Below are 14374 nucleotides of genomic sequence, written 5' to 3' on the forward strand. Positions count from 1 at the left end.
ATAGAAGCTATACCAAAGCGTAGTATTTAACGCAGGTGGTGCCGTAGAATGCAACTTTCAATGTGAGGTAGAGGAGCTTGATGTGAATTTGAGACAAAAAAACGCCTGACATCAACGTGATGACGGGCGTTTTGGTCAATGCAGCGAGAAGACAGTTGGATGCCGGTTTATGTCCCGGTATCGAAAATCTGTCAGCCGAAATGTGTTTTCAGAAACTTTGATGCGAGCATGATGCCTTCTTCGTCGATGCCATGTTGCAGGCCTGCGCGTTCATGCAGGGCAACATCAATGCCGTTCGCACTAAGCGTTTCCTTGGCAAGGCGGGATGCCTCGATCGGGACAACCGGATCGGCGGTGCCATGGACCAGTACCATCGGCGGACGCGATTTGATTTCGGCGGCAAAGGCATCTTCGCCCAGAAGTGCGCCGGAAAATCCGATTACACCTGCGATCTGATCTTGGCGACGCGGGGCCGATTGAAACGCCATCATTGTGCCTTGCGAGAATCCAAGCAGGGCAACGCGGTCTGCGGTCACGCCGTGGGTTTTCATCACATGGTCGATAAAGTCATCGACATAGGCGGCACTTTTGGCGGCACCCTGTGCCATGGCCTTAAGCGCGCCGGACATGGTTTCAGGCGCACGGCGCAGAAATTCCGGATCATATTCGGCAAGGCTGAACCACTGGCGGCCAAATGGTGACATCTCGCACGGGTAGGGGGCATTTGGCGAATAAAATGCCGTATCGGGAAGCTTGCGGGCCAGATGCGGGGCCAGACCAATCAGGTCATTGCCATCTGCGCCATAGCCATGCAGCAGGATGACGACGCTTTTGGTGGTGCCCGATGCTGCTGGCAACGTCGGACCGGACAATAATGTTTCGGTGCTCATTATGACTTCCCTGAATATTCCTGTGCCCCTGCTTAGCAACCCATGGATTGGACGACCAGTGTTTTTTGCACCGCACGACAGCTAATCGATTTACCGTTGCGGTGCAGGATGAAATATATCCCGCCAGCCTGTGGATAAAAGTGTGGATGGATTGGATTACGTAAGACCAATTTTGCAATTGTACGCCGTTTTGGCCGGTTGACGTGTGGTCGTCCTATGCCGTGGTATAGTTTTTCAGGGGTGAAATGGGCCGCAGCGCAATAAACCCAGAATGCAAATTTATCTTATATAAAACAAAGTATTACAGATATATTCAAGGGGTTAGCTGTATCTGGTATTTCAAAAGTGGTTCAAAAATTACCAAAAATGAAATCGAAAATCCTCGACTGAGTAGGCATGAGGAAGGCAGAAATTCAACGGTGTGGATTTTTTGAGGTATTCCACGTTTAAAACCTGTCTTTTGCCGCGCGCTTTTCTGTGCCACAAGAAATCGTCCGGTCCCGCCAGACCGCCCCACACGAAGAATAAAATTTTGAGGCCCTGATGAACCGTACGCGCCGCTGGTTCGGCAAGGGGGATCGACGTGTTCTGACGTTGACCTTGCCGATTATCCTGTCCAATGCCACCGTTCCGTTGCTTGGTGCTGTCGATACTGCTGTCGTCGGTCATCTTGATAGCCCGCATTATATCGGGGCAGTTGCGGTTGGGGCGCTGATCTTTTCCTATGTGTTTTGGGGGTTCGGGTTCCTGCGCATGGCGACCACGGGCCTTGCCGCACAGGCCCATGGGCGGCGTGATGCCAATGGGGTGCGTGCGGTTTTTGCCCGTGCGGCCTTTATCGCGGTTGTGGCCGGTCTTGCGGTCATGGTGTTGCAATACCCGATCATTGAACTTGCGATGTCGTTGATCGCACCAAGTCCGGCAGTTGAGGCATCCGCACGCGATTACTTTGCCGTACGGATCTGGGCATCGCCGGCGACCCTGATGCAATACTGTATGCTGGGCTGGTTGCTTGCGATGCGCGACAGCCGGGCGGTGTTTATCTTTCAGGTGGTCCTGAATTCGATCAACATCATCCTTGATATCCTGTTCGTCCAAGGGTTTGGCTGGGATGTGCGCGGGGTGGCCGGGGCAACGGTGATTGCCGATTATTCCGGTGTCGTATTGGGATGGTTTTTGATGCAGCCGCATCTTAAGCGCCTTGGTGGGACATGGCGCGGCATTGGGATTCTGGATCGGGCACAGTTATCGAAACTGATGAAAATCAATGGTGATATTTTTGTCCGCACCCTTGCCCTGACATCGGCCTTTGCGCTGTTTACCAGTTTCAGCGCGCGGTTTGGCGAGGTGACATTGGCCGCGAACGCGGTATTGCAGAACTTTTTGATGTTCGGATCATTTGCGCTTGATGGTTTTGCCCATGCGGCAGAAACGCTTGTTGGGCAGGCTTACGGTGCGGAACGGCGCAAACAGTTTCTGTGGGCGGTGCGCAAAACAACGATCTGGTCGATCATCTCGGCGGTTGTTATGGCGGCCCTGTTTGCCGCAGCGGGCCCGTGGATCATTGATGGGCTGACCAGCATTCCCGAAGTGCGGGCCGCGTCTTATGAGTATCTGGTCTGGGCGGTGATATTGCCGATTACCGGTGTGCTTGGATTTCAGTTTGATGGCGTGTTTTTAGGTGCCATGCAGACCAAGCAGTGGCGCAACATGATGTTGCTGTCGGTGGCGATTTATGGGCTGTTTGCCTGGTGGGCGGTTGAGACAGGCAGCAATCATATGCTGTGGGCCGCGTTTAACGCGTTCTTCCTGCTGCGCGGGGTGACGCTGGCGCTGCTGTTTCCGACCATCATCCCGGATCGTCGGAAAGCGGTTGGGTAGGGTGGTAACGTGCCGCCGTATTGCTCTTGGTCTTGAGGGCGATGGCAGATGTGCTGCAATCAGTCGGTTTCGGCGACCGGAAGCTTGGTGCTGTTTTTGACTTCATGCAGGGTGAAGCTTGATTTCATGTTGGCGACACCGGGGAGCTTCATCATGACGTCGGACAGGAAGCGCTGATAAGACGCCGGGTCAGGCACGATGATGCGCATCATGTAATCCTGATTGCCGACCATGGCATAGCAATCGACAATTTCGTGGTGTTCCTGAACAGCGGTTTCAAACCGGCGTAGAGATGGTTCGTCATGCTGGGTCAAAGACACCGTGACAAAGACGTTCACGCCCAGATGCAAATGCGACGGATCGAGCAGGGCGACATATTTGCGAATGACGCCGCTTTCTTCGAGCTTGCGCAGGCGTCGCAGGCATGGGGAGACGGACAGGCCAACCTTATCAGCCAGTTCGACCATCGAAATCCGCCCGTCTTCCTGAATTTCACGAAGAATTTTGCGATCAATTGCGTCGAATCCGTTGCGCGCCATGGCGTGCCACACTCCTTTGGTCGATAAAAGGCGGGGGTAAAAGCCGCCCGCACATATCTGGTTTCAGGGGGTAAATCTTGCCAAAATTTAATCCGCCTGTACGTGTTTTCTGCTGCGCGATAAGCCATGACTTCGCGTTTCTGTCAATCGTTGCATGGTAACAGATGTTATTTTTCACCTTGTTAAACTGTGAATATAAGGTGGCGGCCCAACACCGTATAACACTGCTTTGCGCTTGCACGGGGATGGGAATATCGCTATGTCCTTCAATTGCTTGGAAAGCTTTGCTTTGACGCCGTTTCCTCGCACCCGCAGCGGAACTTATCATTGCCGTAACGCGTTTTGACAGTGTAGTATAATCGTACCAATTTACTTATTTTGAATGCGGTTAATCTCCTGTCGGGGACTGGGAGAGGTTGGTTGATCCAGCCGCGTTATAGAAAGGCACACATGGTGGACGCTGCGCAAAACACACCGGGATATAACCTGGTCACGATTGGCGAGCATAAAATCAATATCCGTCCGGCGGTTCAGGGGGACCTGCCAAATGTTGTTGATCTTGATGATCGGACAACAGGTTTGCGCAAGCCCGAGTATTGGGACGATTTGTTTACCCGCTATGGCAACCGCAAGGATTCCCGGTTTTTCCTGATTGCAGAAGAAAACGGCACGTTGCTTGGCTGTATTTTCGGTGAAGTGCGGTCGTGGGAGTTTAATTCGGTGCCATGTGGCTGGGTTGGCACGGTCAGTGTCGAACCGGATTTGCGCATGGGCGGGATCGGGACCATTCTGTATGATGAAATGTGCCGCTGCTTCCGCAAGGCCGGCGTGACCAAAGTGCGCACCATGATCCCGCGCGATGCCACCGATCTTATGTCGTTCTTCCGATCACAGGGCATGATGGCTGGCCCGTTTATCCAGCTTGAAACCGATATGGAAGAGGGGGCTTAAGCCATGATGTCTTTGCAAAAGGCAACCCTGTTTGCCCTGTATGCGGTTCTGGAGCTGGCCGAGGATACCGACCGGCAGCTTTCGGCATCGGAAATCGCCGAGCGTTACAACATTTCCACCAACCATCTTGCCAAGGTCCTGCGTGATCTCGGCCGGGCGGGCTTGGTTGAATCGGTGCGTGGTGCCGGGGGTGGATATCGTTTCTGTGGCAATGCCAAGCGCACGACGCTTTTGGATGTGGTGCAGCTGTTTGAAGAGGTCGGGACTGGTCCATCAAACAGCATTGTGCAGCAAACCAATGCCGGTGCGGCCTTGTCGCAGGTGATGGATGAAATCGAAGAAATCACCCATGCGACGTTGCTGTCGATTACGCTTGAGACCATGCTGAAACTCATGCGCAAGCGACGCCCGGAAAAACCATCATCGACTGGTTTGTTCCGCGCGGTTTAAACCCCGGACAGGCACCAAAATTCAGACAAACAAAAAGGCCGTCAGAATGTTCTGACGGCCTTTTTCGTATTGGGCTGATCCGCTTGGCTTAGCTTTCGCCAGATGATGCCGGTGCGGATTGATCGCCTTCGGCGCTGTCGGACGCAGCAGCCTTGGGGGCTGGTTTCTTGCGTGGACGGCGCGGGGCGCGTGGTTTCTTGGCTTCGGCCTTTGGCTTTTCAGCAGCAGCGGCCTGATCCTGAACAGGGGCGTCGGCCTGAGCCGGTTTTGCGTCCTGTGCCGGGGTATCATGTGCCGGGGCGTCCGATGCGTTGGACGCAACGGGTGCTGTAGTCGCCGGTGTTGCCGAAGCTGAAGTTTCCGGGGCGGTATCGGTGCCAGTGTCGTCAGCCTTTTTTCGGGCAGGACGACGCGGGGTTTTCGCCCGTGTGGTTTTGGCCGCACGCGGTGATTTTGCCGCCGGTTTACGGGCCGCAGTTGTTTTTTGCGGTTCGTCGTCGATGTCATTCTTGCCGCGTGCAAGGCTTGAAGCCGGAACCGGGGTCAGCAAGAAGGCCGGAACATGATCACCAAGGCCGAGAACCGGTTTGTCATCGCGGTCATCCCGATCACGACGGTTGTTGTTGCGGTTCTGACGATCGTTGCGATCATTATTACGGTCGTTCCGATCATTGCGTTCGTAACGGTCGTTATTCGGCCTTGCATCCCGCTGTGCAGGTTTGCGGGTTTCGGCTTCTTTGGCCTTGGCCGGTGCAGCAGGTTGGGCCTGTGCGGGGGCTGCTGCGGGCTGTGCGGTCTGTGTCTGCGGGGTTGGTGCATCAGACTTGGTGTCTGACTTGCCAGCATTCCCAGCAGATTGCGCATCAGACCGGTTGTCAGAGCGATTGTCCGAACGGTTATCAGGACGCGCCGAGCGTCCCGGTCGGTTGTCGCGCGATGGTTTATCGTCGCGGCCAGCCGGTTTGCGGCTTTTCTTGTTCCGGCGTTTCTTGCCGGTAAAGTCCAGCTCAAGCGTTTCGATGCCTTCAATCTCGGTCAGTGGGATGTCCAGATTGATGGATTTGTTGATTGCTGCGACCAGTTTGCCGTCTTCTGGCACGGCAAGGGTATATGCCTTGCCCGCACGTCCTGCGCGGCCGGTACGACCGGTACGGTGGACGTAATCTTCGGCGTTGAATGGCACGTCAAAGTTAAAGACGTGCGACACATCGGCAACGTCAATCCCACGTGCGGCAACGTCGGAACAGACCAGAAGCGTGATTTCGCCGGTTTTGAATTTGGCGAGCGTTTCGGTCCGTTCACTTTGTGCCAGATCACCGTGCATACGCCCGGCGTTAAAGCCGTGCTTGGTCAGCGATTTGAACAGGATATCAACGTCTTTTTTGCGGTTACAGAACACAAAAGCGTTTCTGACGTCTTCCTGACGGATCAGGTGGCGCAGGGCTTCGCGCTTGTCCATGTCGTCAAGAACAAGAAGCTTGTGTTCCACAGTGGTCGCCATGGTCGAGGGCGGGGAGACGGTGATTTCCTTTGGATTGGACAGGAATTTGTCCGCAAGGCGTCGGATTTCCTTGGGCATGGTCGCCGAGAAGAAAAGCGTCTGACGCTGTTTTGGCAGCATGTTGACGATTTTTTCGATGTCGGGAATGAAGCCCATGTCGAGCATACGGTCGGCTTCGTCGATCACGAGAAGTTTGCAATCAGACAGAAGCAGTTTGCCGCGCTCAAACGTATCGATCAGGCGTCCTGGCGTCGCGATGATGACATCTGCGCCTTTTTCCAGGATTTTGCCTTGTTCAGATGCGGATTCACCGCCGATGATCAGAGCCTTCGACAGCGACATGTATTTGCCATAGGTGTCGAAGTTTGCTGCAACCTGGGTCGCAAGTTCGCGGGTCGGTTCGAGAATGATCGACCGTGGCATCCGCATGCGTGCGCGCCCGTGATGCAGAATATCAAGCATCGGCAGGGTGAAGCCTGCTGTCTTACCCGTCCCGGTTTGTGCACAGCCCAGAATGTCACGTGCCATAAGCACCGACGGAATTGCTTGTGCCTGAATGGGGGTCGGGGTGTCGTAGCCAGCGTCTGCGACGGCTTTGAGGATATCTTCGCTCAGACCGAGATCGGCGAAATTCATATGGTTCGTTTTCCCGCAATGATATGCGTTGAAGTTAAGGAAGTGCTATAAAAGCTGTTTGGGTCGTAAAGCGAAGACCGAATTAAGTCAAGAAAAACGCCGCAAAAAACGTGTTGAAAACCGATTTTGGGACTGTCGAGAGGCTTGTTCGCAACAGTTTGGCAGCGTAACCTGACACAACAGAGAATGAACAGGGGAGAAATGCCGTGCTGATGGATGCCACGCGCGCAAGTTTGCTTATAATCGATGTGCAGGAGAAACTCTATCCTGCGTGTCAGGAACCGGATCAAACGGTGGCAAATTGCTGCTTTCTTGTCAAATGTGCCAACCGGCTTGGCGTTCCCGTACTGGTGACAGAACAATATCCCAAGGGGTTGGGACATACAGCACTCGAAATCCTTGAGCTTGTCGCGCAAAACGGCGATGGGCCTGAGGGTGGAAATGTGATTTCCAAAGTCGCGTTTTCGGCTGTGCCAGCAGATGGCTTTATCGACAAGATCGAAGAAAACACCGGCCGCGATCAGGTGGTTGTGGTGGGTATGGAAACCCACGTATGCGTATTGCAAACCGTGATGGAATTGATTGAGCGCGGGCGTGAGGTTTATCTTGTCGCCGATGCGGTGACATCACGTAGCATGCACGACAAGATTTTTGCGATTGAACGCATGCGCGATGCCGGGGCGAAGATCGTGACGCGCGAAAGTGTGATGTTTGAATGGCTGCGTGTCGCGGGAACCCCGGAATTCAAGGAACTGAGCGCGCTGATTAAATGACAGCCGATACTTTACGTTCCGCAATAGAACTAGACGGGCACGGATCATTTGATCGCGTGTCCGTTGTGTTTTTATCGGGCATGCTGGCCGATCAACGGATGTGGCAACCGACCATAGATGTGTTGGCCAATGGGTGCGGTGATGCCGGGCATTTGATTGAACCGGTATTTTGCGAATTGTTTGATCAAGACAGCGTGGGCGATATGGCAACAGCCGTCCTTGATCGCGCCCCGGATCGTTTTGCACTTGTGGGTATGTCGATGGGCGGATATGTCGCGTTTGACATTCTGCGCCGCGCCCCTGAACGGGTCAGTCACCTTATGCTGGTCAATACCCGCGCGACTGAAGACCCACCTAAAATCCGGCGACGGCGCATGTTGCTCGCGCATCTGGTGGCGGAAAATACCCCGTTTAAGGGGGTGAATGACGCCATGCTGGATGATTTGATCCATCCCGATAACCGCAAGGATGCCGGTTTGGTCAGGCTTTTGACCGCGATGGCCGATGACTGCGGCCCGGATGTCTTTAAATGCCAAAGCAAGGCCGTGGCCGAGCGACCCGACAGCACGGCGGTTCTGGTCGATATCAACATCCCGTGCAGTGTGATGGTTGGCGAGGCTGACCGTGTGATCAGCCCCGAAAGCCATCGTGAGATGGCCGATGCCATCACCGGGGCGTCGTTTGCCGTTGTGCCGGGGGCAGGGCATTATGTACCACTTGAGGCGCCCGTGCCGTTTGCCGATGACTTGATTGCGCTTTTGAGGCGTTAGCAGATCGGCATCATGCCTGAGCAGTTTTTATCATCGTTTTTGTTCAAGTTACGTGGGAACAGCTGATAACTAATTGTGTCCGCGCTATTGATCACTTGTTGTTCAAATTTGTCGCGGACCAAGCGCGCCCGTGTTTCCGAGATGATATCGTCACCGGCACAAAATCCGAACCGGACAATTACCCGATCAGAGGTACCGTCGCTTTTGGCTGATTGCGGGTCTGTGCACAGCGTGCCACGCATGGTGGTCTGGGTCGGGTTTACCACGACCACAAGACGGTTTTCGGGCTTGATCGTTTGTGTATCGGAAATGTCCGTCGCATCGGTGACGAAATTCAGGCGCGGCGGGTAGCCGTGATTGGAGAGGGCATCGGCCCATGTCTGATTATCCAGGGTGTCATTGGCATCAACAATATCAAGCATCATGATCTGACTTGGGGCACCTGCGACCTTGAAGCTTTGAACTTCGCTGACGTTGTAATAAGGGGCCTCAACCAAAGCCGCCCCGCACCCGGTCAGCGCCGATAACGCACCCAAAGCCGCGATAGAGGATAATTTGCGCAGTTTTCGTGTGGTCACTTGGGACCTCCTTCTTGGCAGTTTTGCGTATCTTACACGTCAATTGTGGGCAATTTATTGCAAAATTGACGTGTCGCACCAATGGAAATAGAGCCTTAAAAGCACCTGTTAGGGTGTGATCAGAAAACCGACCGGCCAATGGCGCGGATCAGCATTTCAAGCGCGCGTATGCCTGCTGCGGAATTGCCCCGTCCATCAAGGCGTGGCGACCAGACACAGACGGAAAATTCGCCCGGTACAATCCCGATGATCCCGCCGCCAACCCCGCTTTTGGCGGGGATGCCGACCGTAAAGGCGAAATCGCCAACCCCGTCATACATACCACATGTTAGCATCAGGGCATTGATGCGTCTGGTTTCTTCGGGGGCAATGACCGTTTGGCCATCAATGCCCACACCCTTGTTGGCAAGGAAGAAAGACGCCCGCGCCATTTCGCGCGCGGTCATTGCGACCGAGCATTGTTTGAAATAGGCACGCACCACGTCTTCGACCGGGTTGTCGAGTTTGCCAAAACTTTTCATCAGATAGGCAATCGCGCGGTTGCGGTCTCCGTGCTGATCTTCCGACAGATACACAGTGTTATCGACCCGGATATCGGGATTACCACAGAGTTGTCCGAGAAATTCCGCAACCGAGCGATCCGGATTGGCGTAACGCGATGTGATCAGGTCGGCGACCCGAATGGCCCCGGCATTGATAAACGGATTACGCGGAATGCCATTTTCCTGTTCAAGCAGGATCAGGGAATTAAACGCCGACCCGGATGGTTCACGGCGCACGGCCTGCCAGAGTTGGTCGCCATGGGCGCGCTGTGCCAGCACAAGGGCGAACATTTTTGAAATGCTCTGGATTGAAAACGACTGGTCTGCCTGACCGATGGTAAATTCCTGTCCGTCAGTGCCACAAATCACCATGGCAAAGTGATCGTCAGGAACGTTCGACAGGGCGGGGATGTAATCAGCCTTGCGCGCGTCACCAAAGTCTTCTGTGGCAACATGGTCGGCAATCTGTTCGAGGATGGCGGCATAATCGTGCGACATTATGCGATCCTGTTTGGTTGCGAACGGGGAAATGGACAAAAAACCCGGCACACATGGCCGGGTTTTTCATGAACATAAATTTCTGATCAGACGTCGATGTCTTCGACGAAACGGGCGTGTTCCTGAATGAACTGGAAACGCAGTTCTGGTTTTTTGCCCATCAGACGATTGACAAGGTCCTTGGTCTGACCCTGTTCATCGGGAAGGGCCGCATCGGGCAGGGTTACGCGCAGAAGGGTGCGTTTTTTAGGTGCCATCGTGGTTTCACGAAGCTGCTGCGGAGGCATTTCACCCAGACCCTTAAATCGGGAAATCTCGACCTTGGCGGGGTTTTTGAACTCCCCATGCAGGATGACTTCCTTTTCGGCATCATCCATCGCATAGATCGATTTACCCCCCTGTGTCAGGCGATAGAGCGGTGGCATGGCAAGATACAGGTTGCCGTTTTCGATAAGGCCTGGCATTTCCTGATAGAAGAAGGTCATCAGAAGGGATGCGATATGCGCGCCATCGACGTCCGCATCGGTCATGATGATCACGCGCTCATAACGCAGGTCCGCCAAGCGGAAATCCTTCCCTGAACCGCAGCCAAAGGCTTCGATCATGTCCTTGATTTCCTGATTGGCCATCATCTTTTCATAGGTCGCCGAGGCCACGTTGAGGATCTTACCACGCAGCGGCAAGACAGCCTGCGTCTCACGGTCACGGCCCTGCTTGGCTGAGCCACCTGCCGAGTCACCCTCGACCAGGAAGATTTCAGTGCCGGCCGCGATAGACCGCGAACAATCAGAAAGTTTGCCCGGAAGACGCAGGCGGCGGGTGGCCGACTGACGTTTGGTTTCCTTTTTTTCCTTGCGGCGCTGACGTTCTTCGGCGCGCAGGATGATGCTTTCAAGCAGACGCTTGGCGTTTTCGGTATCCCCGGTCAGCCAATGGTCAAAATGGTCACGTACTGCGGTTTCAACCAGTTTGGTCGCACCCTGTGTGCCCAGTTTTTCCTTGGTCTGGCCCTGGAATTGCGGATCAGGCAGGAACACCGACAGCATTACACAGCCTCCACCAAAGACGTCTTCGGCGGTAATCGCCGATGCCTTTTTCTGACCGACCATGTCGCCATAGGATTTGATTGCCTTGGTCAGCGCATAGCGAAAACCAGCTTCGTGCGTGCCACCAAGCGGGGTTGGGACGGTATTACAATAGGAATGGAAATAGCCTTCGCCGGTTTCGGGCCAGCCAATCGCCCATTCCACGCGCCCGGCACTGTCGGAGAATTTGGCTTCGCCCGCGAACGGACGTTCTGTGACAAGGTCGCGCCCCTTTAGCGTCATCTCAAGATAATCGAGGATGCCGTTGGGGAATTTCAGGACTTCTTGCTGCGGGGTCGGGTCGTCACTGGTCAGCAATGACGGATCAACCGACCAGCGGATTTCAACACCCTTGTAGAGATAGGCCTTGGAGCGGGCCATGCGGAAAATTGTCGCGGCTTTAAGCTTTAAGCGCGATCCAAAAATTTCCGGATCCGGGCGGAAGATGACCGTGGTGCCGCGTCGGTTGCTGACCGCACCGCCGTCCTGCAACGGACCCAGCGGGGTGCCCTTGGAATATTCCTGAAACACCAGTTTGCGGTCACGCGCAACTTCAACCCGGAACATGTCGGTCAGGGCGTTCACCACAGACATACCAACACCGTGCAAACCGCCCGATGTTTCATAGGCCTTGCCCGAGAATTTACCCCCTGAGTGCAGGGTGGTCAGGATGACTTCAAGGGCGGATTTGTCAGGGAACTTCGGATGCGGGTCGGTTGGAATACCACGCCCGTTATCGCGGACGAGAACGGTGTTGTCCGTTCTCAGTTCCAGTTCGATCCAGTCAGCATGGCCTGCGACCGCTTCATCCATGGAGTTATCGAGAATCTCGGCCACCAGATGGTGCAAGGCTGCATCATCCGTGCCCCCGATATACATACCGGGGCGGCGTCGAACGGGTTCTAGCCCTTCGAGAACTTCGATGTCTTTGGCGGAATAGGCATTGTCTGTTGACTGGTTTGAGTCTTCAAATAGGTCGGTCATGTCCCCGGAACGCACTTCTTCTTTGTGTTAAAACAAGGCTCAGCAACGCATATCTGTTGATCGATATTCACGAGCCCAAACAAAAATTCCATGGTGGCGCTTTTGGTTGGACTCTAAGGTTGGATACCTCGGCGCTAAACGAGTACCATATGTCGGTAGATCGAACCCATAAAAATGTGTTTTTAAGTCCAATGCAAGCGGTGGTCTTGAGTGGGGACCAAAATTTATGCGGCATGGCGCAGAAAACCGTGACCGGGAGGTCCAATAAAAAAATTGGTGCGCAAGAGCAACGTACCCCTAACAGGAGTTAGCCTGATGGCGACAGAAAACGAGAACACACAAATGCCTGAACACACGATGCCGCGCGGTGATCTGTGTACCCGAACGCTTGCGATGCCCGCCGACACCAACCCCAGTGGGGATATTTTCGGCGGCTGGCTGATGTCGCAGATGGATATTGCCGGGGGTGTTCTGGCCAGCCAGATTGCCGAGGGGCGTATTGCCACTGTTTCCGTCGATGGCATGACCTTCCTGCGCCCGGTCTATGTCGGGGATACGGTCTGTGTTTATGGCGACATCGAACGGATTGGGACGTCTTCGGTGGTGCTGCATCTTGAAGCATGGGTGCTGCGTCGCAATCAGCCGCCGCGCATCAAGGTAACCGAGGCGACCTTTACCTTCGTCGCCATCGATGCCGAAGGCCGCCCGCGCCCGGTGCGCAAGGATGAAGTGGCGGTCTAAAGCAGGTCAGTATTTCAAAGGAGCCCGGCCATGATGAACCACAGTAAAGCAGTCCTGTGGACGGTGTTTGGTTTGTTGGGCTGGGCTTTTGTTGCCCCGACGCCCAGTTATGCCGGGCAGGCCGATGTTGTTGGCGTTGAAGCCCGCAAAAGCAGCGATGCGACATACCGGTTTTCTGTCACGGTTTCGCATGCCGATACGGGCTGGGATCATTATGCCGATGCGTGGCAGGTGATCGGGCCAGATGGTGCGGTGCTTGGCGAACGTATTCTGGCCCACCCGCATGTCAATGAGCAGCCCTTTACCCGGTCGTTATCCGGTGTGGGGATCCCCAACGGCATAACATCGGTGACAGTGCGCGCACGTGATTTGGTGCATGGGTTTGGCGGTCAGGAGATTGCCATCGATCTGCCCGAGAAGATCGGCGATGTTGCAACAGCACCGTAAGGGGCAACATCGGCTGAACGTATGCTGCCCCTGTTTGGTAAATGCGTTTTACCAGCTGGCCTTTGCCACGCGGATGAAGTTTTCACCCATGATTTTATCGACGTCATCGGTCGAATAGCCGGTTGCGATCAGGCCATCGGCAAGGGCAGGGAGTTTGCGCGGATCAAATACCGCCGCACCGCCTGCGCCGGGGCCATAGCCGCTTTGGGCGGGCCAGTAATAGGAACGATCAATACCGTCGGGGAAGTCGTCACATCCGGCGACAGACGGCATGGTATCAAGGCCAATGCCAACATGGTCAATGCCGACCAGTTTCACCGCATAGTCGATATGTTTGATCATATCGGGGACTTCCGGCGCGTTGGGCGATTTGATAAACCGCTGAAAGCCGCAAATGCCAATCAACCCGCCCGTATCGGCGCAGGCCTTGATCTGTTCGTCATCAATGCAGCGTTCATGACCGCCAAGCACCTTGGGGTTGGCGTGGCTAAACACGACGGGCTTGGTTGAAACAGCCATGATATCGAGCGAACTTTGACGCCCGGTGTGCGAACAATCCATGATCATGCCACTGGCATTGACCGATTTGACCATTTCGCGGCCAAGATCGGTCAGCGGCATATCGACATCGTGGCAACCGCCCGCCACCGAATTGTTGCGGTTATAGGCAAAGTGGATTTGCTTTACGCCAAGCTTGGCAAAGACCGGCACCATGTCGGGCATGTCTTGCAGCATCACCGATCCTTCAAGATCAAAGCCGACGCCCAGCAGCCCCTTGGATTTGGCGGTGGCGAGGTCTTCGAACTTTTCGATCTGCATGTATTTGTCGGGATGGGCGGTGATTTTGGCGCGGAAGGCGGCAATCACGCGCAGGATATGGGCAACAGAGTTCATATCCATGCCAACATTGACGCAGACATAATCAATCTTGCCTGCGACATAGGTATCAAGCAGATTGATCGGTGTCTTTTCATCAAGCGGCAGGCAGGCATGCGCATCCCAGGTGAAGGCCGGGATATGCTTGCGCTGGTAATTGGTGAGATTGCTGTCTGCGGGGGCGAAGGGCGTTGCAAAGCTGTTGGTGGTGGCGTTTGTCATGGTATCTCCG

14 protein-coding genes are annotated in these 14374 nt (G+C 54.7%); 7 read left to right on the top strand and 7 right to left on the bottom strand.

What is annotated here, in order from left to right:
- Positions 1–191 precede the first annotated feature (191 nt).
- Positions 192–890: an alpha/beta hydrolase gene (locus tag COO92_RS19090; protein WP_101304574.1), complete on the bottom strand. Its 699-nt coding sequence runs from the start codon at positions 888–890 to the stop codon at positions 192–194.
- A gap of 543 nt (positions 891–1433) precedes the next feature.
- Between COO92_RS19090 and COO92_RS19095 the strand changes: the two genes are divergently transcribed.
- Positions 1434–2771 carry an MATE family efflux transporter gene (locus COO92_RS19095; protein WP_101304575.1) on the top strand — a complete coding sequence of 446 codons (1338 nt, stop codon included), beginning with the start codon at positions 1434–1436 and terminating at the stop codon, positions 2769–2771.
- Between the two features lie 59 nt (positions 2772–2830).
- Here COO92_RS19095 and COO92_RS19100 read toward each other — a convergent pair whose 3' ends face one another.
- The gene (locus COO92_RS19100; protein WP_022730450.1) at positions 2831–3310 is read right to left on the bottom strand and encodes an Lrp/AsnC family transcriptional regulator; all 480 of its coding nucleotides are present in this window, start codon (positions 3308–3310) and stop codon (positions 2831–2833) included.
- A gap of 450 nt (positions 3311–3760) precedes the next feature.
- Between COO92_RS19100 and COO92_RS19105 the strand changes: the two genes are divergently transcribed.
- Complete coding sequence (locus tag COO92_RS19105; RefSeq protein ID WP_022730451.1) at positions 3761–4261, top strand: GNAT family N-acetyltransferase; 501 nt, start codon at positions 3761–3763, stop codon at positions 4259–4261.
- Positions 4262–4264: 3 nt separating this feature from the next.
- On the top strand, positions 4265–4711 hold the full coding sequence (locus COO92_RS19110) for an Rrf2 family transcriptional regulator (protein ID WP_022730452.1): 447 nt from the start codon (positions 4265–4267) through the stop codon (positions 4709–4711).
- Between the two features lie 88 nt (positions 4712–4799).
- Here COO92_RS19110 and COO92_RS19115 read toward each other — a convergent pair whose 3' ends face one another.
- A complete protein-coding gene (locus COO92_RS19115) occupies positions 4800–6848 on the bottom strand; it encodes a DEAD/DEAH box helicase (protein ID WP_101304576.1) in 2049 nt (682 codons plus the stop codon).
- 212 nt (positions 6849–7060) lie between these two features.
- On the opposite strand from COO92_RS19115, the gene COO92_RS19120 reads away from it, so the two are divergent.
- Both COO92_RS19120 and COO92_RS19125 read left to right on the top strand, forming a co-directional pair.
- Positions 7061–7621, top strand: a complete 561-nt coding sequence (locus COO92_RS19120) for a hydrolase (RefSeq protein WP_101304577.1) — start codon at positions 7061–7063, stop codon at positions 7619–7621.
- Complete coding sequence (locus COO92_RS19125; RefSeq protein ID WP_101304578.1) at positions 7618–8391, top strand: alpha/beta fold hydrolase; 774 nt, start codon at positions 7618–7620, stop codon at positions 8389–8391. The genes COO92_RS19120 and COO92_RS19125 overlap by 4 nt, the downstream gene beginning before the upstream one ends.
- On the opposite strand, the gene COO92_RS19130 is transcribed toward COO92_RS19125, so the two are convergent.
- The 3 genes from COO92_RS19130 to parE form a co-directional block, all read right to left on the bottom strand.
- Positions 8388–8969 carry a hypothetical protein gene (locus COO92_RS19130; RefSeq protein ID WP_101304579.1) on the bottom strand — a complete coding sequence of 194 codons (582 nt, stop codon included), beginning with the start codon at positions 8967–8969 and terminating at the stop codon, positions 8388–8390. The genes COO92_RS19125 and COO92_RS19130 overlap by 4 nt on opposite strands.
- Before the next feature lie 119 nt (positions 8970–9088).
- A complete protein-coding gene (locus COO92_RS19135) occupies positions 9089–10009 on the bottom strand; it encodes a glutaminase (RefSeq protein ID WP_101304653.1) in 921 nt (306 codons plus the stop codon).
- An 86-nt stretch (positions 10010–10095) separates the two neighbouring features.
- A complete protein-coding gene (gene parE, locus COO92_RS19140; RefSeq protein WP_101304580.1) occupies positions 10096–12078 on the bottom strand; it encodes a DNA topoisomerase IV subunit B in 1983 nt (660 codons plus the stop codon).
- Between the two features lie 315 nt (positions 12079–12393).
- On the opposite strand from parE, the gene COO92_RS19145 reads away from it, so the two are divergent.
- Both COO92_RS19145 and COO92_RS19150 read left to right on the top strand, forming a co-directional pair.
- Complete coding sequence (locus COO92_RS19145; RefSeq protein WP_101304581.1) at positions 12394–12819, top strand: acyl-CoA thioesterase; 426 nt, start codon at positions 12394–12396, stop codon at positions 12817–12819.
- Between the two features lie 30 nt (positions 12820–12849).
- Positions 12850–13266: a hypothetical protein gene (locus COO92_RS19150; RefSeq protein WP_101304582.1), complete on the top strand. Its 417-nt coding sequence runs from the start codon at positions 12850–12852 to the stop codon at positions 13264–13266.
- A 48-nt stretch (positions 13267–13314) separates the two neighbouring features.
- On the opposite strand, the gene COO92_RS19155 is transcribed toward COO92_RS19150, so the two are convergent.
- Positions 13315–14364 carry a dipeptidase gene (locus COO92_RS19155; protein WP_101304583.1) on the bottom strand — a complete coding sequence of 350 codons (1050 nt, stop codon included), beginning with the start codon at positions 14362–14364 and terminating at the stop codon, positions 13315–13317.
- Positions 14365–14374: the final 10 nt, after the last annotated feature.

Origin of the sequence: Thalassospira lohafexi (assembly GCF_002844275.1) — a bacterium.
GTDB classification, from domain to species: Bacteria; Pseudomonadota; Alphaproteobacteria; order Rhodospirillales; family Thalassospiraceae; genus Thalassospira; species Thalassospira lohafexi.

Bases quoted from the DNA above. Each gene is read 5' to 3' on its own strand.
- COO92_RS19105 (WP_022730451.1), top strand. From the start codon at position 3,761: ATGGTGGACGCTGCGCAAAACACACCGGGATATAACCTGGTCACGATT.
- COO92_RS19150 (WP_101304582.1), top strand. From the start codon at position 12,850: ATGATGAACCACAGTAAAGCAGTCCTGTGGACGGTGTTTGGTTTGTTG.
- COO92_RS19120 (WP_101304577.1), top strand. From the start codon at position 7,061: ATGGATGCCACGCGCGCAAGTTTGCTTATAATCGATGTGCAGGAGAAA.
- COO92_RS19100 (WP_022730450.1), bottom strand. From the start codon at position 3,310: ATGGCGCGCAACGGATTCGACGCAATTGATCGCAAAATTCTTCGTGAA.
- COO92_RS19125 (WP_101304578.1), top strand. From the start codon at position 7,618: ATGACAGCCGATACTTTACGTTCCGCAATAGAACTAGACGGGCACGGA.
- parE (WP_101304580.1), bottom strand. From the start codon at position 12,078: ATGACCGACCTATTTGAAGACTCAAACCAGTCAACAGACAATGCCTAT.
- COO92_RS19115 (WP_101304576.1), bottom strand. From the start codon at position 6,848: ATGAATTTCGCCGATCTCGGTCTGAGCGAAGATATCCTCAAAGCCGTC.
- COO92_RS19095 (WP_101304575.1), top strand. From the start codon at position 1,434: ATGAACCGTACGCGCCGCTGGTTCGGCAAGGGGGATCGACGTGTTCTG.
- COO92_RS19090 (WP_101304574.1), bottom strand. From the start codon at position 890: ATGAGCACCGAAACATTATTGTCCGGTCCGACGTTGCCAGCAGCATCG.
- COO92_RS19110 (WP_022730452.1), top strand. From the start codon at position 4,265: ATGATGTCTTTGCAAAAGGCAACCCTGTTTGCCCTGTATGCGGTTCTG.
- COO92_RS19135 (WP_101304653.1), bottom strand. From the start codon at position 10,009: ATGTCGCACGATTATGCCGCCATCCTCGAACAGATTGCCGACCATGTT.
- COO92_RS19155 (WP_101304583.1), bottom strand. From the start codon at position 14,364: ATGACAAACGCCACCACCAACAGCTTTGCAACGCCCTTCGCCCCCGCA.
- COO92_RS19145 (WP_101304581.1), top strand. From the start codon at position 12,394: ATGGCGACAGAAAACGAGAACACACAAATGCCTGAACACACGATGCCG.